The organism is Salinisphaera sp. T5B8, from assembly GCF_040361255.1.
GTDB lineage: Bacteria > Pseudomonadota > Gammaproteobacteria > Nevskiales > Salinisphaeraceae > Salinisphaera.
In genome coordinates, this window is record NZ_APNG01000004.1 from 252,121 (window position 1) to 275,372 (window position 23,252).

Here is a 23,252-nt window from a genome sequence, read left to right on the forward strand (position 1 = left end):
CGGTTGAGGCGTTGCAACCGTCACGGGTCTGTCAGTGAATTGTCATCGTGCCGCCTTATGCCCCCGCTAGCCTGCGCGTCGACTTTAACCGACACTTCCGGGGGACCCATGAACAAGACGCGATCCGTCTGGCGACGACTGCTGCTGACACTCTGTCTGACCGCGGCGATGGCCGGCTGTTCCGACAGCGATTCCAGCGATAACGACGACAATAACGGCGATGGGCAGCAAACGGCCGCCTATCGTCTTCAGCTACTGCATTTCGCGGATATGGACGGCTCCACCGCGGCGCTGGATTACGTCTCCAACTTTTCCAGCCTGGTCAACGCGTTCGCCAGCGTCGATACGCTGTCGAACAATACGCTCGTGCTCTCCTCGGGCGACAATTTCATCCCCGGACCGCGGTTTTTCGCCGCCGGCGCGCTGGCCGACGACGATGTGCCCGAAGCGCTCGGCGCCGCCGGCAACGGCCGCGCGGATATCGTGTTCGTGAATCGTTTCGGCACGTCCGCCTCGGCACTGGGCAATCATGATCTGGACGCCGGCACGTCGGCCTTTGCCGGTTTGATCGCGGGTGACGGCGACAGCGATGGCTATGCCGGCGCCGCCTTCCCGTATCTGTCCTTCAATGCCGATTTTTCGGGCGACAGCAATCTGTCGGCTCTGGTGGCCGAGAATGGCCGGCCGTCAGCCGAGGTGGCTGGCCGCGTAGCTGGCTCGACCACGGTGAAGGTCGGCGGCGAAACTATCGGCGTGGTCGGTGCGACCACGCCGCTTCTGGCGAGCATCACCTCGACCGGCGGAATCGATATGTCGCCGGACGGGTTTGCCATGGACGATGCCGGCTACGACGCGTTGGCGGCAGCGATTCAGCCCGGCGTGGACGCGCTCGTCGCCCAGGGCATCGACAAGATCGTGCTGGTTTCCCATATGCAGCAGATCGCAATCGAAAAAGCCCTGGCCACCCGTTTGAACGATGTCGATATCATCATCGCCGGCGGCTCGAACACGCTGCTGGCCGACAGCAACGACGTCTTGCGCGACGGCGACAGCGCGGCCGACACCTATCCGCTGGCCTTCGAGGACCCGGATGAGACGCCCACGCTGGTGGTCAACGTCGACGGCGATTACAAATATCTCGGCCGTCTCGTGGTCGATTTCGATGCCAATGGCGTGCTGTTGACCGATTCGCTGGACCCGGTCGCCAACGGCGCCTGGGCCAGCACCGATGCCATCGTCGAGCAACTGGCCACCCGGGGCCTGAATACCGAGGCCGACTCGGATGTACTGGCCGTACAGTCCGCGCTGCAGAACGTACTCGCCGAGCAGGACGGCAATGTCCAGGGCATTACCGATGTCTATCTCGACGGGCGCCGCACCCAGGTGCGTACCGAGGAGACGAACCTTGGCGACCTCACCGCCGATGCCAATTTGTACTACGCGCGCCTCGTCGAGCCGGGCGTGCAGGTGTCGCTCAAGAATGGCGGCGGTATCCGCGACGCCATCGGCCAGTCGGTTGTCCCGCCGGGCGGTACCGGTGAGGCCGAACTGCGCCCGCCGCAGGCCAATGAATCCATCGGCAAGCCGGAAGGGGGCGTGTCGCAGTTCGATATCGCCGGCGCGCTGCGTTTCAACAACAGCCTGACGATCATCAGCGTGACCGCGGCCGAGCTGCGCGACATCATGGAACATGCCGTGGCCGCCACCACCGATGGGGCCACGCCCGGCCAGTTTCCGCAGATTGGCGGCATGCGTATCGCCTTCGATGTGGACGAAACCGCGCGTACCGGCGGGCAGATGAATCTGGGTACGGCCACCACCGGTAACCGTATCCGCAGCCTCGAGCTCATCGATGCTAACGGCGATACCAGCGATACGCTGGTGACCAACGGCGTCCTCCAGGGCGACGCCAGTCGCGAGATTCGTATGGTGCTGCTCGCCTTCACTGCCGCCTGTGTGCCGGGCGACAACTACGATGCCGGCAACAATGATTGCGGCGATGCCTATCCGTTGAAGAATCTGGCCGATCCGCAGCGTGTCGATATCGACCCGACCACCGACGGCGTGATCGATGCTTCGCAGATCGGCACCGACTACGATCCGGGCCTGGCGATGTTCGCAGCCACCGGCACCGAGCAGGATGCCTTTGCCGAATATCTGCAATCGCGCTACAACCCCGACAACGGGGGCACGGCATTCGATATCGCCGAAACACCGGCCGCGCAGGACACGCGTATCGTCAATCTCGAGGCACGCCGCGCCGCGCGTTGATTCACTGATCGCAACATGCAGGAAAGGGGGCCGCGCTGGGGTTCAGCGCGGCCTTTTTCGTGGGCGGGTTTGAAACGAGGCGCCAGGGATGCTCTGCATAACCGCTCGCGGATCGTGTTCGAGTCCTCACAGACGGCGCGGCAAGGCGTGCAGACGCAGCGCCTGCCTTTTTGGCAGGTCAAGCCTGGCAACGGGGCCGCGGCGTCTGTGAGGCCGAATCCCCTGCGGGCCGGGGCTTTGCGCGCGTTTGATCGGCGTCAGTGTTCGCGACCGTGCAACTTGTAATGGCTTGGACACGCTACCCGCTCACTTGTCTGTCAATCGCACGCAAAGGACCCGGCGCGACCGTGACAGGTTGTGCGGAGCTTCCTAAACTCGTCGCATGAACGTCTTCGACCGAATCTACGCCCTGCACAAGCAGCTGGCTGGCGCGCGCCGGCCCATTCCCAAGGCCACGCTGGAAGCACGACTGGAATGCTCACCGGCGACGGTCAAGCGCATCATTCGCGATATGCGGCTCTATCTCGATGCGCCCATCGAATACGACCGCGAATACAACGGCTACTACTACGCCAGCGCCGATGGCAGCACGCCCGACGCCCAGTTCGAATTGCCCGGACTCTGGTTCAACGCCTCGGAGCTGATCTCGCTGCTGGCCATGGATCAGCTACTGGAAACAGTCCAACCGGGCCTGTTGGCGGTGGACCTCGCGCCGGTACGCAAACGCCTGGAACGCATCCTGGAGAGTCGGGCGATGGGCACCGGTGAGCTGGCCCGGCGCACGCGTATCCTGCGCGCCAGCGCGCGCCGGCCGGGCCCGGCCTTTGCCGAGGTCGCCGGGGCCATGGCCATGCGTCGACGGCTGCGGATTCGCTATCACGGGCGTGCCCGCGATACCGAAAGCCAGCGTACCATCTCGCCGCAGCGGCTGGTCTATTACCGCGACAATTGGTATCTCGACGGCTGGTGTCACGACGCTAACGGGTTGCGCAGCTTTTCGCTCGACCGGATTCGCGCTGCCGAAACACTCGACGACGAAGCGCTCGATATGGACAGCGACGCCCTTGAGGCCGAGCTGGGCAGTGGCTACGGCATCTTCTCGGGGGCGGCGGCGCACACCGCCGTGATTCGTTTTTCGCCCCAGGCCGCACGCTGGGTAGCCGACGAGCAATGGCATCCCGATCAACAGGGCCATGCGCTCGACGACGGCGGCTACGAGCTGCAGGTGCCGTATTCGGCCAGCGCCGAATTGTTGGCCGACGTGCTCGCCTACGGGCCGGAGGCCGAAATCATCGCCCCGGAATCTCTGCGCCGGGCCGCTGCCGAGCGCCTGCGTGCGGCGGCAGCGCACTACGCCGAATATATTTAATGTAAATTCATACAGCCCAGGGTCGTTGTTTGACCCACCGCCACCGGCAAGCTCTCCCACGTTGACGACATCACGTGGACAAGGGGAGCGACCCATGAGCGAAACAATGGCCCAACGACTGATTCATCCGGCCCATGCCCAGCTGGTGCAGGCTGCACGCGCCGAGCGCCGTGCGCTCGTACGGGCACTGGCCATCGAAGCCGACTGGCGTTTCCACGACGGCCCCGAATGGGCGGCGCGCTACTGGGCTGCTTTCGGTGATCTGCGTCGCGACGTGGACAGTGCGCCGGAACTGCGCCTGGGCGCCGCGCTGGCGCCCCGCAGTGGCTGGTCGCCGCTGGCGCCGGTGGAATCCGACCAGGCTCGAGCCATTTTTCGGGCCCTGCTGGCCGCCTTGCATCCCCAAGTGGCCCCGCGTGCCGCGGCGGCGGATACCGAGGGGCTTTGGTCGCTTGCGGTGCGGGCCTATCGGGGTGGCGACGCGGCGCGTCTGCGCGAGCTGCTGGCGCGGGCACAGCCCAACGCCGCAGCGGCGCGGCTACCGGACGGCATCGTCGCGCTTCGAAGCGAACATGATCGCCTGGTCGGCGCACGCGCGGCGGTGGATCGCCGTCTGGCCGAACTGAGCCAGAGCTTTCCCTTCAATCTGCGCGATCGACTCGACGACGCCGACTGGGTACGCCGCCAGCGTCTGGGGCTGCGCCAGGTGCTCGAATTCGTGGCGCCGCCACGCCGCCGTTCTGCGCAGGGCGACCGCCAACAGGTATCCTGAGCCGCTTTCGCAACAGTCATCGAGGGTGGCCGTATGGCCCAGGCCCAACAGCATCGTCTCGATCTCGACGGCGAAGACCTGCAAACCCGCGTTGTCGAAGATACGGTGTACTGGATCGAGCGTGCACGCGAGATCACCGGCGCCAGCGCGCGGCGGCTGCCGGTACCCGCCGTCGCCTTCGATCTGCGGGGCCGGGCCGCCGGCCAGGCGATCTTCGCCCGTCGCAGCCGCGACTGCCGCATTCGGATCAACGCCGCGTTGTTAGCCTCGCATCCGCAAGAAATGATCGCCGAAACCGTGCCCCACGAAGTGGCCCACGTGGTGATCTACCGGCTCTACGGCCGCCGTGCCCGTCCGCACGGCAAGGAATGGAAAGCGCTGATGCGCGCCTTCGGCGTCGATCCGGCACCGTGTCATACGCTGCCCACCGAACCCGTACGCCAGCTCAAACGCTTTCGCTATGCATGCGGCTGCGAAGAACCCGCGTATCTCACCAGCATCCGCCACAAGCGTGCCCAGAAGGGCACCGATTATGTCTGTCGTGTTTGTGGGGAGAAATTGCGGTTTGCCGACGAGGGGGCGGGTTCGTAGCGGTTGGTGGATTGCGCGTAGGCTTTAACTCGAACCTTTCGTTTTCTGAATCAACGACGCGGGTACTTGCGGCTTGGGGTTTCGCACTGATGTGCAAGTGACTTTCATTTGCTTGTCCAGGTAAGTAACCAAAGCAAAGGACACCCTGTGTTGCGCCGATGCTGCGCATCGGTTCCCTCCCATCACGAATCGCGAGCGGGACGGCCGGAAACTCGCTGCGCTCAAACATCCGGCCGTCTTATTCCGCTCACGATTCGTGCTGCTCGGCGCTACGCCCAAGGGACCCGAATACACACAAGCTCGCTGCGCTCGCTCAAGGTCGCGTCTGTGGTTAATCGCCCGCCTGCGCCAAGGACTGGCGCCCCGCCCAGTCGCGGGCGAACTGCTCGGCGGTACGCCCGCTACGGGTGCCACGCGCCAGCGCCCACTGCAGAGCCGCGCGTTCCCAGGGCGCGTCCACGCCGATTTCGGCATCGATGCCGTGCGCGGCCAGATGCTTGACCGCGATGGCCAGATAATTCGCCTGATCGAACGGGTAGAACGACAGCCAGAGGCCAAAGCGTTCCGACAGCGAGATTTTCTCCTCGACGGCTTCACCGTGATGAATCTCGCCATCCACGTGCTGGGCGGCCTGATTCTCGGACTGGAATTCGGGCAGCAGATGGCGCCGGTTCGACGTGGCATAGATCAGCACGTTATCCGGCGCGGCGGCGAGCGAACCGTCGAGCACGGCCTTGAGCGCCTTGTAGCTGCCGTCACCGGCTTCGAACGACAGATCGTCCGAGAAGACGATGAATTTCTCCGGCCGCTCGGCCAGCGTGGCCACCAGATCGGGCAGGTCGACCAGACGGTGCGCCGGCACTTCGACAATACGCAGGCCGTCGTCCACGAAGGCGGGCAACAATGCCTTGACCAGCGACGACTTGCCCGAACCGCGCGACCCCCAGAGCAGGGCGTTGTTGGCCGACAGGCCGGCCACGAACTGGCGGGTGTTGGCGAGCAGCCGCTGTTTCTGGGTCTCGATTCCGTGCAGAAGCTCCAGCGGCAGTGCCTGCGGTGCGTCGATGGCCTGCAGGCGACCATCGTCACGCCAGCGAAACGCGCTCGCCGTCCAGTCGATCTCGGCACCGACGGCACGGCGCGCATCGGCAAGCCGCGCTTCCTGAACATCGGCAATACGTTCGAGCTGGGCCGCGATCCGGCCGAGGGTGTCTGTATCTGGCATGCGCAGGAGTTTATGCAAGCAGCCGGGTTTCGTGAAGCATCGACGCGAAAGGGGCGCGACAGGTTTCTATCCGCACGACCCACACGGGGCCGTGACTACGCAATAGACGAGCCGCTGACGACGTTTCTGTCCGCCCCGGCCCGCGACACGTCGTTGTCAAACACGTCCGCGACGCTGGCGCAGTTTCTATCCGCGCGGCCCGCGCGGGGCCACGACTCGGAGAGCTCGACTAAGCAGGTCCACCTGGACGTGTTTCTATCCGCGCGGCCCGCGCGGGGCCGCGACCTGAGGTATTCCAGTGGGCGATACAGCGGACATCCGGTTTCTATCCGCGCGGCCCGCGCGGGGCCGCGACTCTTCGTCAGTCTGCAAGTCGGTGCTGATGCCGTCGTTTCTATCCGCGCGGCCCGCGCGGGGCCGCGACGGTTGGTCGGGTGGTTGTAGTAGCCGGTCATCGTGTTTCTATCCGCGCGGCCCGCGCGGGGCCGCGACGGCAGCTCTCCTTGATCCTCGGCCATTCGATGCGGTTTCTATCCGCGCGGCCCGCGCGGGGCCGCGACTGGCGATGTAGTCCGCCGGGGCGTAGGCGATCTCGTTTCTATCCGCGCGGCCCGCGCGGGGCCGCGACTACGGCGACTTCATGCGTCAGCAGCTCATGGGAGTTTCTATCCGCGCGGCCCGCGCGGGGCCGCGACGCCGAGCGCATCCAGCGCCAAGAATGGTTGAACGTTTCTATCCGCGCGGCCCGCGCGGGGCCGCGACGCCTGGGAAGTGTTCCGGCCGGCGCGGCTCATGGCGTTTCTATCCGCGCGGCCCGCGCGGGGCCGCGACACGCTGCAGCTGCCGGCCGACATCATGCCCGTGCCGGTTTCTATCCGCGCGGCCCGCGCGGGGCCGCGACCGCCGGGCGCGTTGTTGCGCACACCCACCACGGCGTTTCTATCCGCGCGGCCCGCGCGGGGCCGCGACCAGCAACGAGGCCATGCGGCTCAACGGATTCGGGGAGTTTCTATCCGCGCGGCCCGCGCGGGGCCGCGACACGTCTTCATCCATTAGCGTGTTGGCAAACTCGCGTTTCTATCCGCGCGGCCCGCGCGGGGCCGCGACGCGTTTGCAGTGGGAGGCGAACGTCGGCTGCGAGGTTTCTATCCGCGCGGCCCGCGCGGGGCCGCGACAAATACACGCCAGTGGCGCCAGCCGTGCCTGCACCAGTTTCTATCCGCGCGGCCCGCGCGGGGCCGCGACGTGCCGCCTTCGGACTCAAAAATGGTCGTAAACGTTTCTATCCGCGCGGCCCGCGCGGGGCCGCGACGACATTCGATTATTTCGATATCAGCCATTTGTAGTTTCTATCCGCGCGGCCCGCGCGGGGCCGCGACCCGTCTGCCAGTACGGACGTTGCCCGTAAAGCCGTTTCTATCCGCGCGGCCCGCGCGGGGCCGCGACCGTCGAACCAGTATTTGTGATACCGACCGCTAACGTTTCTATCCGCGCGGCCCGCGCGGGGCCGCGACGCCGAAAGGCGGCAAGCGACAAGTGCCGCAGGCGTTTCTATCCGCGCGGCCCGCGCGGGGCCGCGACGTGTAACGCCGTCCAGGCCAATCGCGCCATCAGAGGCGTTTCTATCCGCGCGGCCCGCGCGGGGCCGCGACCGCCTAGCCTGAGCGGACCTGTGACGGACGAGAAGTTTCTATCCGCGCGGCCCGCGCGGGGCCGCGACGCCGGCGTACCGCGTTCCGCCAACGGCGCGCGATGTTTCTATCCGCGCGGCCCGCGCGGGGCCGCGACCTGATTTGCTCCAGACAGCTTGCCTCATGATTTTGTTTCTATCCGCGCGGCCCGCGCGGGGCCGCGACGGATACGCGGTTGACGGTTTGCGCGTAGTCATCTGGTTTCTATCCGCGCGGCCCGCGCGGGGCCGCGACCCCCAGCACCCACTTCATTTTACGATCCATCTTGTTTCTATCCGCGCGGCCCGCGCGGGGCCGCGACCGCCGGGCGTCGCCTCGCCCACGGCCGCCATGATCACGTTTCTATCCGCGCGGCCCGCGCGGGGCCGCGACGTATCCGGACTGCGCCACGACCCGCCTTTGTAGTGTTTCTATCCGCGCGGCCCGCGCGGGGCCGCGACGCAAGCATCTCGACGATGGCGCGGACCCAGACCCGGTTTCTATCCGCGCGGCCCGCGCGGGGCCGCGACCGGCCGAAGGCGCCGGCGAGCCGGTGTTGGCGTGGTTTCTATCCGCGCGGCCCGCGCGGGGCCGCGACCTCGTATCGACCAGATCGACGACGCCACCGCCTGGGTTTCTATCCGCGCGGCCCGCGCGGGGCCGCGACGCTCAGCGCCAGACGCGCCTGCCCACCGTGGCTGGTTTCTATCCGCGCGGCCCGCGCGGGGCCGCGACGCGGGCGCTCGACGACATCATTGCCGGTCGTGTCGTTTCTATCCGCGCGGCCCGCGCGGGGCCGCGACACGAGCTGCGCTCTGACCCGGCTTTCCGCGTGACTGTTTCTATCCGCGCGGCCCGCGCGGGGCCGCGACGCGCTTGACATGCATCATCGTCCCGCCAATTGGGGTTTCTATCCGCGCGGCCCGCGCGGGGCCGCGACTAGGCTGCATCGAGACGGCTGACACGATGCACAGGTTTCTATCCGCGCGGCCCGCGCGGGGCCGCGACTCGCGCGGCTGGCGATATCGCTGTTGACGGTTTGGTTTCTATCCGCGCGGCCCGCGCGGGGCCGCGACCCAGTGGCCATCCTCCACGGCCTGACGAAAGCCGGGTTTCTATCCGCGCGGCCCGCGCGGGGCCGCGACCTTGCCCTGCTGATCCAGTTCGGTGGATAGCTGGTTTCTATCCGCGCGGCCCGCGCGGGGCCGCGACGAACAGGCCCATATCGCGCAGACGCGACGGGGTGTTTCTATCCGCGCGGCCCGCGCGGGGCCGCGACTCGGTCCGTCCAATCGACTGTTTCTAATACGTTAGAACCTGCCTTGGTGCGAACCGCGGCGATATTGAACGAATTTCGCCGGTTATGCGACAGCTGGTCGCATAACGAATTGTTTTCCAGCTTGTTAAAGATCGGCGAACCTGCCGGGGTTACTGGGTACGCTTGGGGTTCGCGCGCACGATTCAGGTGCAGGATCAGAGGATGAGGGGCGCGTTAAGATCGCGTACCGGTTTGGCGCCGACATGTTCGACACGGCGCTGCCATTCGCGCCCCAGGAAGTAGAAGCGCAGGCTGTCTGTCTCTTCGTCGATGATATCGCACAGACGGCTTTTGAGTTTGACCCATTGATCGGGTTCGACTTCAATTTCGAACACTGAGTACTGTACGCGCTGGCCGTAATCCAGGCAGGCTTTGCCGACGCGGCGCAATCGCCGCGGGCCGTCGCTGCTGGTTACGGCGACGTCGTAGCTCACGAGTACCATCATCTGAAGATTGCTCCTTTACCCGCGGATGAAGGGAGGGTAGGCGTCGAGGTCGCCGCGTAGGTGGCGTGCGAGCAACTGCGCCTGGATGCTGGGTACGAGTCCGAGCGGTACGCGCTCGTCTAGAAACGGATGGACGAGTTCTTCGCGTTTGCGTTCCTGGTAGGCCGTGAGCACGGTTTTACGTCCGTCCTCAGTCAGTAGCACCGCGCCGCTTTCCGAAACGGAGAAGTCGCGCGCCTTGAGTTGGCGCCGGTTGATCAGCGTGAGCACGAGGCGGTCGGCAATCAGCGGGCGAAACTCTTCGGCGAGATCGAGCGCCAGGCTGGGACGGCCGGGTCGGTCGCGGTGCAGAAAGCCGACTGCCGTATCCAGGCCGGTCTGTTCCAGTGCGGAGCGACAGTCGTGCGTGAGTAGGGTGTAGACGAACGAGAGCGCGGCATTCACCCGATCACGCGGCGGTCGCCGATTGCGCCCGGAAAATTCGAACGCGGGATCGTCGCGATTGATTAGCGCTGGAAAGCTGGCGAAGTAGCGCTGGGCGGCTTCACCTTCGAATCCCCGCAATACGTCGGCATCGTGGGTATCGAGCAGTTTGTCTCTGATGCGCTCAAGCGTACGGATCGTTGTGTCGAGCGCCCTGCGATGATCGTCGCCCAATTGTTTGGCTCGGTCGCGTCGTTGTCGGTGCGCGACGGCACGCTGGTTGTGAATCTTGCCTATCAACAGATTGCGGATGACGGGAACGCAGGTGGCTGGGTCATCGGTTGCGCGATACTGGGCGCGTCGCAACAGCACGTTACCGGAGACCGGACCTTCGACACGTGCCTGGAATCGACCGTTCGGCGTGAAGTAGCTGATCGCGATGCCTTGTTCGCAGCAGTACGCCATGAGCGGCGGGGACACCAGCGTGCGCCCAAAACAGACCAGGGATTCGAGCATATGGGCGGGCAGGCGGCCGCGCTCTTGGCCTTCGATCATCATGACGATATTGGCGCCGTCCTTCTTGAGCCAGGCGCCTTCGCTCGTTACGTACAGCGTGTTGAGTAGCTTTCTCATGGGCGCGGCGTTATCTGCTCGGATAGCCAATGTGCGACGCTTTGGTGGGCCGACATGGCCCTTGGCCGGCAATCGTCGATCAGCGAGCAGCGATCGCATTTTTTTGCGTCGTAGATCGCGCGAGGTGTTTTGCCTTGGGCAAGCAATTGGGCCGTTTCGTGGGCAGTGTTTTCGGTAAGCGTGCGTAGCGCGGAGTCGAAGACGATGTCCTTGCGGCGCTTGGTCTGGCCATAGAAAAGCGCGCCGTTTTCGATCGTGACCCCGAGCATTTCTTCCAGACAGAGTGCCTGGGCGCACAACTGTACTTCGTCGGCGCGGTGGGCCTTGGGCCGACCGCGTTTGTACTCGATCGGTCGGACGATAGGCTGTTCGCTCGTGTCATCGAACTCGACGACATCGGCATAGCCGATCAGGCCCAATGTTTCGTGCGCCAGCGGCAACGCCATGGCGGTATGCACGCCGCGGCGTTGTTCGTGGCCGTAGCGATCTGCGCGTTCATGCAGTAGCCGGCCCTCGGCGGTATGACGGTTTTCCTGCCAGATGCGCTCGATATGGATGAGCGCACACTGGCGGTCACAGTACAGATAGTGCTGCAGCGCCGAGATCGGCACCGTGATGCCCGTTTCGCTCATGGATCACCTAGAGCATTTCCTCGACTGTAACGCCTTCGGGCAGATTGTCGCGATCGATTGTCACGGTGTAATCGGCGTAGTGACGAGCCGGCGTATTGGCCTCGCCTTCAACGCGACCGACGTGAACGCGATCAAAGAGCGTATGCGCGGGGGCGTTACCGAGGGCATTGTCGTGCTTGAACACGATGAGTTTGCGTGCCGACATTTCGCCTCGGGCGGCCGAACGATCATGCTCGAACATGTTGATCAGCGCACGCCAGAGCAGGCGCAGGTCGTCCTCGGAAAACCCGGTACGCTCGGCTAGCTTGGCCGATACATAGCCATGCGCGCGATAGAGGCCATAGGGCACGATATGTTTACGGCCCATGGTGCGTTCTTTCTCGAGATCCTTTTCATTCGTGACGGCCATTCGGGTGATTGACACTTCCATAGGTACGACCGGGTCAATGGAATTGGCAAAGGCCATCTGCACGGGCCCGCGGACCTGGCCCGAGTTGACCTCGGTGGTCATGACGGCACCGAATGTCCGCACGTCGAAGAAATTGCCACACATCCAGGCCGTCAGTTCGCGCGCCTTGGCAACGTCCTTTGGGAGCTTCTTCGGCTCAGGTTTGATGTCGAGCGCGTTGTAGGCCTTCTTGTGCTGGTCGTTGAGGACCGATTTTTCCTGCATATAGATCGCGTAACCGGGCGCGTCCTCCTGCTCGAGCTCCACGTAGTTACGGATCTTGCGTTTGAGGCAGACGTCGGTGACCAGCCCTTGATTGGTTTCGGGGTCGAGCCGCGGCATGTTGCCGGCGTCGGGGTCGCCGTTGGGATTGCCGTTAGTGACGTCGAACAGCAGCACGAATTCATAGCGGTTGGCGATGGCGGTCATTGTGCGTCTCCCTGGTCCTCTGGCGTCTCAGTATTTTCGCCCTGTTTCTTCTTGTTAAAGCGTGCCTGGGTCTGATGGTAGTAGCCGATGGCGAACCGGCCTTGATCCTCGATCTTCAGGCTCTTTGGTAGTCGCTCGTCGAGACCATCGACGATCTCGCGGATACTGCGCGAGATGGCGCCGGCGATCGCCTGGTCTTTTTCATTGCCCTTGCGCAGCTTGGCCAGATGATTCTTGACGTTGCGCAATAGCAGCGGGAATACGCTGGCCGGCGTTGCCGAGGCTGCACCGTAGTAGCGGTCGGCAATTGTGGCGTTGGTGTTCGGGACCGCCCGTGCCTGGGCATTTTCCAGTTCGGCGAACAGCCGTCCCAGCAGGTAGCCGGGGTGGGTGGAATGCGGGTCGAGACTCACGGGGATCTCCTCGATTGATGATTGTTGTCCGGCGGCCAGGCGCGTGTTTCGTGTGAGCACGGCCTTGCATAGTGCGATCCGGATGCCGCTGATATCGCCGTCGTTTCGAAAACGCATGACGAGATTGGACAATAGCGACTGCGGATAGCGCTGTCCGGTGAATATGGCCCGGGCGATCTCGCCAGCCAGATGCGGTGGAATGTCCTCGGCTTTGGCACGCCCCTCACGGCTGGGGGCAACGGCATACAGCAGACGCCAGATCGGCGGTAGGGCGCCTTTCCAGGGCAGCGGATCCAACATGAGGTCCTGGCGATGGCGAGCGAAGTGACGGGTTAGTTGTTCCAACGTGTTCACGCACCAGAAGCGCACCGACAACCGCGCGGCATTGGGCGCCAGGCCGAGCACAAAGAACTGGGTGTCGCCGGCCAGACCCAGATCGGTTTCGGACAGCGCCGTCCCATTGGCAACCTGCGCGAGCGCGGAACCCAGTCGCGCGGCTTCTTGTGCGTCGGTCGGCGGCTCGTTGAGCGCCTTGAAAAACATTTCGGCTGCCTCGGCCCGGGAGGTGTCGGCGGCCTGGGCCCAGAATACGACCGTCGCATCGCCGATGGTCAGGCGCTGATGATTGTCGTTGTCGCGACGCAGTAGATGGTTGAGTGCGGTGCTATAGCCGAATATGGCTTGCTTCGAGATGGAGGCGTTGGCCTGACCCTTGTGGCCGTAGGATTCATACGCGCCGGCGTTGAAAGAGATAAGGGAAGCCCCCGAACTCTGGGCACCGTTGACGTTGCGAATCGCCGGGTGGTCGAGGCCCAGCGGTGCGTGTTCGCCGGTGACCAGACAGGGGCCGTGGTCGCTGTCTTGCACGGTAAATGTTTCGTTCCATGACGCACGCATGGGCGGATGCTCGTGCACAAAGTGCTGTTTGCCGTCGAGTCTGAAAACGAGGTTCTTGTCCAAAAGGTCCTCGTGATAGCCGGGCAACGTATGAAACCGGGGCGGTTGCCAGGCGTCGAGCAATGCAAGAAATGCGCGGAGTTCCGGATCGTCGCTGTCAGCAAACAGATTGCGCTGACGTTGTTTAAAGGCTTCGTGTTCGTCCGCAAGACGTTTGCCGTCGCCGGCGGTGACGCCGAGGGCATAGGCTGTCTTGTCCCATCCGACATAGGCATGTATGCCGGAGGTGCGCCGTTTATCGACTGGCACGTATAGCGGGCGTGGGCGGAACTTGCCTTTGTCGTCCTGGATGCGCAGGTCGTCGATTTGCAGTGGTTCACCTGCGGCCGAAAAGACCAGTGCGAAGCTGATGTTTTCAGCCGAGAAACCCGGCTGAGGCACCTGCTGCTGTGCAGCCAGCCGTTGGTAATAGTCGTTGAGGGCGGTCAGGATCATGCGAGCGCCTCGGCGAACGGCGGCACCTCGATCACCCCATCGACCATGCTTGCGCGAAAAAAGCGCGGTGTCTTGCCGTTGGCAAAATCGATATCGTGGAGCATGAGGCCGAATTGCCGTTCGCCGGCCAGCGCAGCATCGACTTCGGGCATGGCGTCGTCCGATTCGATCAACTCGAAGGCGGCCGGAAATTCCCGTGTGCCGAGACACGGCATATGAAAGCACTGGCCCTGCCGCGCGCGGCGGTTGAAGATATCCAGATGCTTGCCGGCGCTGTCGCTATTATCGGCGCGGGCCGTGAATTCGAAGTGCGCTTCGATGACGTAGCCGACGTCACGCAGAATCGTCGAGGCGCGCTGCTGGCGGTTGGTATCAACGTAGTAGCGCAGTTCGTCGGTGCGGCCATTTTTCATGGCCTTGCTGATATGACCTTTCGGGGTCTTGCCGGCGACTTCGTTGCGTCTTATGGACTCGAAGCGGATCGGCTTCAGCACATGGATACGGTCGATGCACCAGCGAATCGCCGGTTTCCAGTGAATCGCTTCCAGAATGCCGCGAGCCGCCGAGGGCGTAATTACGTCATAGGAAAAACGCTCGGTCTTGAGTTCCGGGCGGGTGAAACAGGCCCGCTCGCCCCAGACATGTAGCCGTATTCCAAAGCTCATCGTGCTCCCCCGAGCATTTTTATCGACCCTACCAGAGATTTGACTCCGCCGAGCGATAGGTCGGATCGGACCAGTTCAGGCCCACATTCGGGTCATAGCTATTTGTGTTGAGTTCGCCCGGGTGCTCGTCAATCAGTACGACGAATTGATCGCCGAACCGGTCCGGCTCGATGGCTGCGATAACGCCGGCCTGTTCGAGTGCGTGAAAGCCCTTGATCGGCACCTGCACCGTGTAGGGCTGTAGCGCGCGCGCAATGCCGCCAACGCGCTCGGCGTGCGACAGACCAGCGATCGCGCGGCGGGCCCGGTCGTCGTAGGGGATGATCACCGACCGTTGCGTGTTTTCGATCAGTCGGTATTTCTGTTCCAGCATGTCGAACGGCAAACCGTCCAGCTGGGCGGTTTCGATCTGGCCGAGTAGGTCGTGCTTGTCGAGTTCTTGTGGGCCTTTCTGCCAGTAGAGCAGCCGGAAATAGGCAGTGATAGCGGCCGGCGCGAGCGGGGCTTCGCCATGGGCGCGTAGGACTTCGCGCGTGGCCTGGGCGAACTGTTTGAGTTCCGGCGGCGGCGCCCAGTCTTCGTTGGACGTCGCAAAAATACGGACTTCGCTTATGTCACGTTTGTATCGGCCTTCGCGGTTGCAACGACCGGCGGCCTGGGCGATCGAGTCCAGACCGGCCTCGGCACGCAGCACACGCGGAAAATCGATGTCGACACCGGCTTCGATGAGCGAGGTCGATACCACGCGACAGGGCGAGCCGGAGGCAAGCACCTCGCGGATTTCGGCCAGGATCTGGCGTCGATGTACGGCACACATCGCCGTGGTCAGGTGATAGGCGCCAGGGGAGTCGCCGATGGATTCGTACAGCGCACGCGCGTGCCGACGGTTATTGACGATACACAGTGCTTGTTCGCAATCGAGCAATTCTTCGGTCAAGCCATCATCGTCGAGCGTACCGATATGGCGAACCGTCACGCGCTCGAACTGCTGGGCGAGGCTGTGGGGATCGGGTGCCAGCTCGCGCACATCACGTAGCCCGCCGGTAAAACTGTGTGCGGGGCTGTCGGTTTCTTCCAGCGCCGGTTGGGTGGCCGTACACAGTACGATGCTGGTGCGGTAGTTGAGCGCCAGCTCGTCGAGTGCGGCCACGCTGGGCCGCAGCAAGGCAAGCGGCATCGTCTGTGCTTCATCGAGAATGACGACGCTGTTTGCGATGTTGTGCAATTTGCGTGCTTTCGATGTTTTCGCGGCGAACAGGCTTTCGAAGAATTGCACCGCCGTGGTTACAACGATTGGCGCATCCCAGTTCTCGCTGGCGCGCTTGAGTTTGTCCCGGCTGTGGCGATCTTGGCGGCCGCGGCGGCTGTCGTCGTCGAAGGCGCTATGGTGTTCGAGCACGGCGTCCTCGCCGAATGCGCCGAGGGCGTCGCGAAAAACGGCTGCGTTCTGTTCGACGATGCTGGTGAACGGAATCACATAGATCACGCGATCCATGCCGTGGGCGATGGCATGGTCGAGAGCGAAGGCCAGTGATGCCAGTGTTTTGCCACCGCCCGTGGGTACGGTAAGGCTGAAGTGGCCGGGCGGCTCGGGGGCCGCCGCGCGTACGTGGTGGAGGATGTCGGCCCGTCGCTCGTTGACCGGGCTTTTACGTGCTTTGACCGCCAGTTCGTCCAGATGGGTATTCAGAGCGTCGCGCAACGTGGACAAGGACGTCGGGTTGCCGCGTTCGGGCGGTGCATCGCCCGCCACGACGGTATAGAACGTCTCGGTTTCGATGAAATCGGCGTCCACGAGGCAGGAAAACAACATGCGCGTGAGAAACGCCATCTGGAAAAAGGGGCGGTCACGCCGTTGATGAAAGGCGCCGTCTGGATGTAACGAGTCTGGTAGCACGAGTTCTTCGCGCCAACGCCTACTCAAGATGGGTAGATCGGCGACCAGGCGATCGGACAGCGGGGTGCGCGTGCCCGCGTCCCGGCCGTTGGCCAGGCCCGCATGATGGCCTGCAACCGCATAAGCCAGCAGATGACCGAGGCCGTCGGGGAAACGTGTCTTTGCTTCGAGTGCGCCGGCCGTGGAATGGTCGACGCGTTCGCCACTGCCGCTCAGGCGTCGCTGGAAAGCCGGGCTGTATTTGCCTAGATCGTGCAGAAGTCCGGCCGCGCGCCCGGCATTCTCCCAGCCAAAGCGTGCTGCGCGCTTGGCTGCCAGATCGGCTACGGCCTGTAGATGGTCCGCCAGTCTCTGCCAGTCGCGGGCATCGCTGCACTCCGTGGAATGCGCATAGAACACGCCAGCCCCCTTATCGCCAACGCTCAGTTGCCGCCGGAGCAGCCGAAGGCCGCGCAGAGAACCCGAAGCGCGGCAGCGCTTTGGGCGGTCAACTGCAGCGCCTCGTTATGTTCTATTCCCATCGAATAAATACCGGCTGGTCTGCATGGCGCCATGAAAGACGCCTAATATGTCGATATCGCCATTGTGCTTGATCAAATAAACGATTCGATAGTGACCGTACAGCAGAATCCGAATATCTCGGTTTTCTACTCTTTCGTATCTATGCCCAATTTCTGGGTGCGATATCAGCACTTGCGCTCGTTCATATATCCCATTGACGACCGACGCTGCGGCCGATGGGTTATCTTGCGATATGTAGTCGTAGATATCACGTAGCCAAAGCCCGGCTTCGCGCGTCCAGTTTATTGTTGCCAAAACTTGATCCGATGCTGCATTTCATCGTTCGATATCGTTTTGCCGTCATCGGAATCGGCTATTCCCCGCTGCACCATCAACTCGAAAGCAAGCTCGCGTATCAGCTCTTCCTTAGACGTATCGGCCGGTTGCGCTGCAAGGAATTGCTCTAGGTCTTCTTTAGCGGTGGCCATTGCACACTCCGGTATTGAATCTCGACGAGCAGTTTAACTCCTAGGGCCTGTTGAGGTTTCATACGAGCGCCGCGTTGGTGTCCACAAATCGTGTCCTGCAAGGCGCGAGTCGAAGCATCGTGGCGTGCCACGATCAAGACTCGCAACGCCGCAGGGCGCGATTTGCGGCCCAACCCTACGGGACAAGCGCTGTTTTGCGGCAATCCAGCGTTCTAGCACGCTTGCGCAGAATCACTGCGCGGCGCGCGCTACGCCTCGTCTTGGCGCAAAACAGCGCTTGGCGCGGACTCGTATGAAACCTCAACAGGCCTTAGCAACGGATAACATAACGCGTACTGATGGGGTGAAATCACGTGGCCGGGCCGGTTTTGTCGAAGCGGCGTCCAAATTAAAGTCCGCGTCGCCGCTCGACCAGAGCCCGCGACCGCTGATCGGGCTCAAGGCTGCATGACCACCTTGATGCAGTTGTCGCGCCGGGCCTGGAACATGTCGTAGGCCTCGGGTGCCTCGTCCAGGCGCATGCGGTGGGTAATCACGAAGCTCGGGTCGATATCGCCGCGTTCGACGTGATCCATCAACGGCTGCAGATAGTGCTGCACATGGGTCTGACCGGTCTTGATGGTGAGCGCCTTGTTCATCAGCGCGCCGACCGGGATCTTGTCGGCGATGCCGCCATAAACGCCGGGAATGGATACCGTACCGGCCTTGCGACAGGCCATGATCGCCTGGCGCAGCACGATCGGGCGCGCGGTCTCCATCTGCAGGCTCTGCTTGACGTTGTCGTACCAGTATTCGAGGCCCACGCCGTGGGCTTCCAGGCCGACCGCGTCCACGCAGATGTCCGGGCCGCGCCCGGCGGTCATGTCCCGCAGGGCTTCGACGATTTGTAGCGTGTTGCCGACGTCGCGTGGGTTGAGCGTTTCCGCCCCGTGTTGCCTGGCGGCCATGTCGAGGCGTTCGTTGACGGTATCGATCGCGATCACACGGGCCGCGCCGAGCATTTTGGCACTGGCGATGGCGAACTGGCCCACCGGCCCGCAGCCCCAGATGGCGACGGTATCCCCGGGCTGCATATCGCACTGGGCGATGGCCTGATAGCCGGTGGGAAAGATATCGGTGAGAAACAGTGCCTGTTCGTCGGACACCGATTCCGGCACGACCATCGGGCCGACATCGGCATAGGGCACGCGCACATACTCCGCCTGGCCGCCCGCATAGCCGCCGAGGATATGGGTATATCCGAACAGCCCGGAAGGCGACTGGCCCCACATCTTCTCGGCCACGCCGGCGTTCGGGTTGGAGTTGTCGCACAGCGAGTGATAGCCGCTGTCGCACAAGAAACACTGACCGCAGGCGATCGTGAACGGTACGACCACACGATTGCCGACGGTGAGGTTGGTGACCGCCGAGCCGAGTTCGACGACTTCGCCCATGAACTCGTGGCCGACGATGTCGCCGGCCTGCATGCCGGGCATGAAGCCACCGTAGAGATGCAGATCGGAACCGCAGATGGCGGTCGAGGTCACCTTGATGATGGCGTCGCGCGGATTGAGTATCTGCGGATCGGCCACGTTGTCGACGCGCATGTCCTGCGCGCCATGCCAGCATACCGCTTTCATCGGATGACTCCTTCGCGCGGCGTGGTATGAATGGCGGCGGTCGGTACTTCGCCGGCCTCCATCACCTGTTTGAAATGACGCAGATCCTCGCGCACCGCCTCACGCGACAGAGCGTTGACGAAACCCAGCGGGGCGGCGGCCAGCAGGCCGTGCGGCAGCTCGTAGCGCAGCTTGAGTTCGACCTGGGTGCCGCGTCCGCCCGGCGCCGGGACGAACCGGATCTCGCCGGTCTGGGGCACGTCCGAGCCTTCGAGGCTGCGCCAGACGATCCTTTCGCCCGGCACGTCCTCGACGATTTCCGCCTCCCATTCGTAGGCGCCGCCCAAGGGTGTTTCCGCCTGCCAGCGCGACCGGCCGTCAGCCAGATTCTCGACTGCGGTAATCGAGTTCATGATGGCAGGCAAGCGCGTGAAGTCGCGCCAGAAGGCATATAACTCTTCGCCCGGGCGGGCGATAGTGACGGCCGCCGAAAGTTCGAGCGGGCCGGCTCGATGGCCGGTCAGCGTGCGCTCGGCGCCTTGCATGAGCGAGCGGCCGGTGCCCTTGAGCCCGCGCCCGGTCGAGGCGCGATAGGCCAGATAGCCGCTGAACGCGCCCAGCGCCAGCCCGGAAAGGCCGCCGCGACGCATGCCCACCATGAGCGAACCCACGCTTGCGGCAAGCGCCAGTGCGCGCTGTTTTTCGCGCTCTCTGGCACTGTCCAGATGTGAATCGTCGTCGCTGCGATAGTCGATCGGCCGTTGTGAGGTCATGCGCGCGCTCCATGCGATTGGCGAGCCTCAATGTAGCGCGCCGCGCGTGAGAACGCGTCGGTGGAAGTCCTGACATGATTTCGGCGTGGCCGGGGTTACACTCGGCTAGGGTTCGACTGGCTCACGCGTCGGTCGAATCACTCGAATACGGGCGGTCACGGCTTGCCGGGCGCTGGCTGGCGGGTGGGCCCGCCGATTTTGCAATGGCTCTGTAGAGCTCTGGGAGAGGTTATGGATACGGGACTCGAACGCCGCAACGGCCGGCCGCTGACTGCATCGCGTGTCGTGGATGAAGTCTGTCGGCATCCGGTGATTACCGGCGCGGCTGTTGTGGGTACGGCGGTCGTACTCGGCGCGCTGCTGCACTATGGTCCGGCGCCGCGCAGACGGCGCTCGCTTTTCGACCGGGTTCGCGCCTCGCTGCGCTCGCTGTTCGACTGACTGACGCGATCCGCTCGTGCTGTCCGGCTGAAGCCGAGAACGAAAAAGCCCCGGCCGAATAATCGACCGGGGCTTTTTCGTGCCGTTGAGGCAGTGGGCAATCAGGCCAGCTTGCGGTGCTTGGCCTTGGCCGAGCCTTCGGATGCATTGCCGAGACGGCGTTTGCGGTCGGCTTCGTAGTCCTGATAGTTGCCTTCCAGGAACACCACGTCGTCGTCCTCGAACGCCAGAATATGCGTGGCGATACGGTCGAGGAACCAGCGATCATGCGAGATCACCAGCACAGCACCCGGGAACTGCAATAGCGCTTCTTCGAGCGCACGCAGGGTTTCCACGTCCAGATCGTTGGTGGGTTCGTCGAGCAGCAGGGTGTTGCCGCCTTTTTGCAACAGCTTGGCCAGCTGCAGGCGATTGCGTTCACCGCCGGAGAGCTCCGACACACGCTTCTGCTGATCGGAACCCTTGAAGTTGAAGCGCCCGATATAGGCACGCGACGGGATTTCGTAGTTGCCGATCTGCAGGATGTCCTGACCGTTGGAGACTTCTTCCCACACGGTCTTGGACGAATCCAGCTCTTCGCGCGACTGGGTCACATAGGCCAGGTCAACGGTATCGCCGACGCGGATTTCGCCGGAGTCCGGCTGTTCCTCGCCGTTGAGCATGCGAAACAGCGTGGTCTTGCCGGCGCCGTTGGGGCCGATGATGCCCACGATCGCGCCCTGCGGCACCTTGAGCGATACGTCTTCGTAGAGCGTGCGGTCACCATAAGATTTGGTGACGTTGTTCATTTCGAACACGAGATCGCCCAGGCGCGGGCCCGGCGGGATATAGATCTCGTTGGTCTCGGAGCGCTTCTGGTATTCCTTGGACTGCAATTCCTCGAACTGCTTCAGGCGCGCCTTGGACTTGGACTGGCGGCCCTTGGCGTTCGAGCGTACCCATTCCAGCTCGGCCTTGATGGCCTTCTGGTGGGCGTCCTCGGATTTCTGTTCCTGTTCGAGGCGTTTTTCCTTCTGCTCCAGCCAGGAGGAATAGTTGCCCTCGTAGGGAATGCCGTGGCCGCGGTCGAGTTCCAGAATCCAGCCGGCGACGTTGTCGAGGAAGTAGCGATCATGGGTGACCGCGACGACCGTGCCGGAGAAATCCTTGAGAAAGCGTTCCAGCCAGGCGACGGATTCGGCGTCCAGATGGTTGGTCGGCTCGTCGAGCAACAGCATGTCCGGCTTGGACAGCAACAGCCGGCACAGGGCCACGCGACGGCGCTCGCCGCCGGAGAGCTTGGAGACGTCGGCGTCCCACGGCGGCAGGTTCAGCGCTTCGCCGGCACGATCCAGCGTGTTGTTGATTTCCCAGCCGTCGGCGGCATCGATGGCTTCCTGGAGCTCGGCCTGTTCGGTCAGCAGGGCATCGAAGTCGGCGTCCGGGTCGGCAAAGGCTTCGCTGATTTCGTTGAAGCGGGCCAGCTTGTCGGCGATATCGCCCAGGCCTTCCATGACGTTGCCGCGCACGTCCTTGGATTCGTCCAGCTGCGGCTCCTGCGGCAGATAGCCGATATTGATGCCGGGCATCGGCCGTGCCTCGCCTTCGATCTCGGTATCGATACCGGCCATGATGCGCAGCAGGGTGGACTTGCCGGCGCCGTTGTAGCCGAGCACGCCGATCTTGGCGCCCGGGTAGAAGGACAGATAGATATCCCGAAGGATATGTTTTTTCGGCGGCACGACCTTGCCGACGCCGTTCATCGTGTAGATGTACTGAGCCATGGTTTCGCGGGCCTGTGTCAAAGGGTCGTCAGTGTAAGCCAACACGCGGTGCGACTGAATGCCGAATCAGCGCAATCGCGCGGGGATTATGTGTCCGGGCAAATATCCTTATTCCGGATCAGTCTAAGAAAGCGTCTTTAAAATAACGCAATCACGCTTATCATAAGCGCCATACGTAGTCGCGCGCTGCGATGCGTCGCTCGTGGCGTGAGTCGCGCGAACCAATTCAAACGAGGTAGCAGCATGCAAGTCGATGTCGCCAAAGCCAATGCCGAACTCGCCGGCAAGCATCCCAAGGAAATCGTCGAATGGGCGGTGGGCCTCGGTGGCAAGACCATCGTCACCACCAACTTCGGCCCGGACGAGGCGGTGATCCTGCATCTGGCGACCCAGGTCCAGCCGGATATGGACGTAGTCTGGATCGATTCCGGCTATGCCACGCGCAAGACCTACCTGTTCGCCGAAAAGCTCATCGAAGACCTCAAGCTGAACATTCACGTGTTCAACCCGCTGTCCTCGGCGGCCCGTCGCGATGCGCTCATGGGCATTCCGGACGTGGACGATCCGCAGCACGAAGAGTTCACCCGTCAGGTCAAGCTGGAGCCGTTCGGTCGGGCCATGGAAGCGATGGCGCCGGACGTGTGGCTGACCGCCGTACGTCGCGACCAGACGGAATTCCGCAAGAACATGGATATCGTCTCCCAGGACAAGCCGGGCGGCGTGGTCAAGGTCGCGCCGGTGCTTGAATGGACCGCCGACGACATGGCGGCCTATCGCGAGAAGCACGGCCTGCCCAACGAAACCAACTACTACGATCCGACCAAGGTGCTGGGTAACCGCGAATGCGGCCTGCATAACCGCTTTACGGCATAGTCGGGTCTTTAAAGCGCCGCTGTACTAGCGGCGTACAACGAAAAAGGTCGCAGGCGTTTCGCCTGCGGCCTTTTTTGTGCGCACTCGATCAGGGATACGAACCGGCACGTGTGTTGACGCGCCGATTCCGTCAGCTAATCCGTCTTTCGTGCGTCTACGCGTTTCGTCGCGTCCCAGGCTGTGTGAAAACGCGTGAGTTAGCGTACTTTTCCCCATCAGCT

Annotated in this window: 19 protein-coding genes and 1 CRISPR repeat array; of the genes, 6 read left to right on the forward strand and 13 right to left on the reverse strand. The window is 63.3% G+C overall.

Features of this window, described 5'->3' with window-relative positions; genetic code table 11:
- Positions 1-108: 108 nt before the first annotated feature.
- The 4 genes from T5B8_RS05615 to T5B8_RS05630 all read left to right on the forward strand — a co-directional run bounded on the left by T5B8_RS05615 (position 109) and on the right by T5B8_RS05630 (position 5,003).
- Positions 109-2,271 (forward strand): bifunctional metallophosphatase/5'-nucleotidase, encoded by a 2,163-nt coding sequence (locus tag T5B8_RS05615; protein ID WP_353176951.1) that lies wholly within the window; start codon positions 109-111, stop codon positions 2,269-2,271.
- Between the two features lie 382 nt (positions 2,272-2,653).
- On the forward strand, positions 2,654-3,640 hold the full coding sequence (locus T5B8_RS05620) for a helix-turn-helix transcriptional regulator (protein ID WP_353176953.1): 987 nt from the start codon (positions 2,654-2,656) through the stop codon (positions 3,638-3,640).
- Positions 3,641-3,734: 94 nt separating this feature from the next.
- Positions 3,735-4,412 carry a hypothetical protein gene (locus T5B8_RS05625; protein WP_353176955.1) on the forward strand — a complete coding sequence of 226 codons (678 nt, stop codon included), beginning with the start codon at positions 3,735-3,737 and terminating at the stop codon, positions 4,410-4,412.
- A 33-nt stretch (positions 4,413-4,445) separates the two neighbouring features.
- Positions 4,446-5,003 (forward strand): SprT family zinc-dependent metalloprotease, encoded by a 558-nt coding sequence (locus T5B8_RS05630; RefSeq protein WP_353176957.1) that lies wholly within the window; start codon positions 4,446-4,448, stop codon positions 5,001-5,003.
- A gap of 331 nt (positions 5,004-5,334) precedes the next feature.
- Here T5B8_RS05630 and T5B8_RS05635 read toward each other — a convergent pair whose 3' ends face one another.
- From T5B8_RS05635 to T5B8_RS05690, 12 genes are all read right to left on the reverse strand, one after another.
- Positions 5,335-6,228: an ATP-binding protein gene (locus T5B8_RS05635; RefSeq protein WP_353176959.1), complete on the reverse strand. Its 894-nt coding sequence runs from the start codon at positions 6,226-6,228 to the stop codon at positions 5,335-5,337.
- Between the two features lie 182 nt (positions 6,229-6,410).
- Positions 6,411-9,177: a CRISPR direct-repeat array (repeat unit 34 nt; unit sequence GTTTCTATCCGCGCGGCCCGCGCGGGGCCGCGAC).
- Between the two features lie 194 nt (positions 9,178-9,371).
- Positions 9,372-9,662 carry a CRISPR-associated endonuclease Cas2 gene (gene cas2 / locus T5B8_RS05640; protein ID WP_006915296.1) on the reverse strand — a complete coding sequence of 97 codons (291 nt, stop codon included), beginning with the start codon at positions 9,660-9,662 and terminating at the stop codon, positions 9,372-9,374.
- Positions 9,663-9,677: 15 nt separating this feature from the next.
- Positions 9,678-10,718 (reverse strand): type I-C CRISPR-associated endonuclease Cas1c, encoded by a 1,041-nt coding sequence (gene cas1c, locus T5B8_RS05645; RefSeq protein ID WP_353176961.1) that lies wholly within the window; start codon positions 10,716-10,718, stop codon positions 9,678-9,680.
- Positions 10,715-11,350, reverse strand: a complete 636-nt coding sequence (gene cas4, locus T5B8_RS05650) for a CRISPR-associated protein Cas4 (protein WP_353176963.1) — start codon at positions 11,348-11,350, stop codon at positions 10,715-10,717. The genes cas1c and cas4 overlap by 4 nt, the downstream gene beginning before the upstream one ends.
- Positions 11,351-11,357: 7 nt before the next feature.
- Complete coding sequence (gene cas7c, locus T5B8_RS05655; RefSeq protein ID WP_353176965.1) at positions 11,358-12,227, reverse strand: type I-C CRISPR-associated protein Cas7/Csd2; 870 nt, start codon at positions 12,225-12,227, stop codon at positions 11,358-11,360.
- Positions 12,224-14,032: a type I-C CRISPR-associated protein Cas8c/Csd1 gene (cas8c, locus tag T5B8_RS05660; protein ID WP_353176967.1), complete on the reverse strand. Its 1,809-nt coding sequence runs from the start codon at positions 14,030-14,032 to the stop codon at positions 12,224-12,226. Before cas8c ends, cas7c begins: the two co-directional genes overlap by 4 nt.
- Positions 14,029-14,697 (reverse strand): type I-C CRISPR-associated protein Cas5c, encoded by a 669-nt coding sequence (gene cas5c / locus T5B8_RS05665; protein ID WP_353176969.1) that lies wholly within the window; start codon positions 14,695-14,697, stop codon positions 14,029-14,031. The genes cas8c and cas5c overlap by 4 nt, the downstream gene beginning before the upstream one ends.
- A 28-nt stretch (positions 14,698-14,725) precedes the next feature.
- The gene (locus T5B8_RS05670) at positions 14,726-16,993 is read right to left on the reverse strand and encodes a CRISPR-associated endonuclease Cas3'' (RefSeq protein WP_353176971.1); all 2,268 of its coding nucleotides are present in this window, start codon (positions 16,991-16,993) and stop codon (positions 14,726-14,728) included.
- A 105-nt stretch (positions 16,994-17,098) separates the two neighbouring features.
- Positions 17,099-17,410, reverse strand: a complete 312-nt coding sequence (locus tag T5B8_RS05675; RefSeq protein WP_353176972.1) for a type II toxin-antitoxin system RelE/ParE family toxin — start codon at positions 17,408-17,410, stop codon at positions 17,099-17,101.
- The gene (locus T5B8_RS05680) at positions 17,398-17,583 is read right to left on the reverse strand and encodes a hypothetical protein (RefSeq protein ID WP_006915305.1); all 186 of its coding nucleotides are present in this window, start codon (positions 17,581-17,583) and stop codon (positions 17,398-17,400) included. The genes T5B8_RS05675 and T5B8_RS05680 overlap by 13 nt, the downstream gene beginning before the upstream one ends.
- 437 nt (positions 17,584-18,020) lie before the next feature.
- Positions 18,021-19,202 carry a zinc-dependent alcohol dehydrogenase gene (locus T5B8_RS05685; protein ID WP_353176974.1) on the reverse strand — a complete coding sequence of 394 codons (1,182 nt, stop codon included), beginning with the start codon at positions 19,200-19,202 and terminating at the stop codon, positions 18,021-18,023.
- Positions 19,199-19,954 (reverse strand): SRPBCC family protein, encoded by a 756-nt coding sequence (locus tag T5B8_RS05690; RefSeq protein ID WP_353176976.1) that lies wholly within the window; start codon positions 19,952-19,954, stop codon positions 19,199-19,201. Before T5B8_RS05690 ends, T5B8_RS05685 begins: the two co-directional genes overlap by 4 nt.
- A gap of 231 nt (positions 19,955-20,185) precedes the next feature.
- Here T5B8_RS05690 and T5B8_RS05695 point away from each other — a divergent pair, with 231 nt between their 5' ends.
- Entirely contained in the window at positions 20,186-20,395 is a 210-nt protein-coding gene (locus T5B8_RS05695) for a hypothetical protein (RefSeq protein WP_293627768.1), read from the forward strand.
- Between the two features lie 101 nt (positions 20,396-20,496).
- On the opposite strand, the gene ettA is transcribed toward T5B8_RS05695, so the two are convergent.
- Positions 20,497-22,158: an energy-dependent translational throttle protein EttA gene (gene ettA, locus T5B8_RS05700; protein ID WP_293627770.1), complete on the reverse strand. Its 1,662-nt coding sequence runs from the start codon at positions 22,156-22,158 to the stop codon at positions 20,497-20,499.
- A 243-nt stretch (positions 22,159-22,401) separates the two neighbouring features.
- Here ettA and T5B8_RS05705 point away from each other — a divergent pair, with 243 nt between their 5' ends.
- Positions 22,402-23,031 (forward strand): phosphoadenosine phosphosulfate reductase domain-containing protein, encoded by a 630-nt coding sequence (locus T5B8_RS05705; protein ID WP_293627772.1) that lies wholly within the window; start codon positions 22,402-22,404, stop codon positions 23,029-23,031.
- The last annotated feature ends 221 nt before the right edge of the window (positions 23,032-23,252 follow it).

Coding starts and splice junctions, on each gene's coding strand:
- T5B8_RS05615 (WP_353176951.1), top strand. CDS start 109: ATGAACAAGACGCGATCCGTCTGGCGACGACTGCTGCTGACACTCTGT.
- T5B8_RS05625 (WP_353176955.1), top strand. CDS start 3,735: ATGAGCGAAACAATGGCCCAACGACTGATTCATCCGGCCCATGCCCAG.
- T5B8_RS05680 (WP_006915305.1), bottom strand. CDS start 17,583: ATGGCCACCGCTAAAGAAGACCTAGAGCAATTCCTTGCAGCGCAACCG.
- cas7c (WP_353176965.1), bottom strand. CDS start 12,227: ATGACCGCCATCGCCAACCGCTATGAATTCGTGCTGCTGTTCGACGTC.
- cas8c (WP_353176967.1), bottom strand. CDS start 14,032: ATGATCCTGACCGCCCTCAACGACTATTACCAACGGCTGGCTGCACAG.
- T5B8_RS05705 (WP_293627772.1), top strand. CDS start 22,402: ATGCAAGTCGATGTCGCCAAAGCCAATGCCGAACTCGCCGGCAAGCAT.
- T5B8_RS05630 (WP_353176957.1), top strand. CDS start 4,446: ATGGCCCAGGCCCAACAGCATCGTCTCGATCTCGACGGCGAAGACCTG.
- T5B8_RS05690 (WP_353176976.1), bottom strand. CDS start 19,954: ATGACCTCACAACGGCCGATCGACTATCGCAGCGACGACGATTCACAT.
- cas1c (WP_353176961.1), bottom strand. CDS start 10,718: ATGAGAAAGCTACTCAACACGCTGTACGTAACGAGCGAAGGCGCCTGG.
- cas5c (WP_353176969.1), bottom strand. CDS start 14,697: ATGAGCTTTGGAATACGGCTACATGTCTGGGGCGAGCGGGCCTGTTTC.
- T5B8_RS05685 (WP_353176974.1), bottom strand. CDS start 19,202: ATGAAAGCGGTATGCTGGCATGGCGCGCAGGACATGCGCGTCGACAAC.
- cas4 (WP_353176963.1), bottom strand. CDS start 11,350: ATGAGCGAAACGGGCATCACGGTGCCGATCTCGGCGCTGCAGCACTAT.
- T5B8_RS05620 (WP_353176953.1), top strand. CDS start 2,654: ATGAACGTCTTCGACCGAATCTACGCCCTGCACAAGCAGCTGGCTGGC.
- cas2 (WP_006915296.1), bottom strand. CDS start 9,662: ATGATGGTACTCGTGAGCTACGACGTCGCCGTAACCAGCAGCGACGGC.
- T5B8_RS05635 (WP_353176959.1), bottom strand. CDS start 6,228: ATGCCAGATACAGACACCCTCGGCCGGATCGCGGCCCAGCTCGAACGT.
- T5B8_RS05695 (WP_293627768.1), top strand. CDS start 20,186: ATGGATACGGGACTCGAACGCCGCAACGGCCGGCCGCTGACTGCATCG.
- ettA (WP_293627770.1), bottom strand. CDS start 22,158: ATGGCTCAGTACATCTACACGATGAACGGCGTCGGCAAGGTCGTGCCG.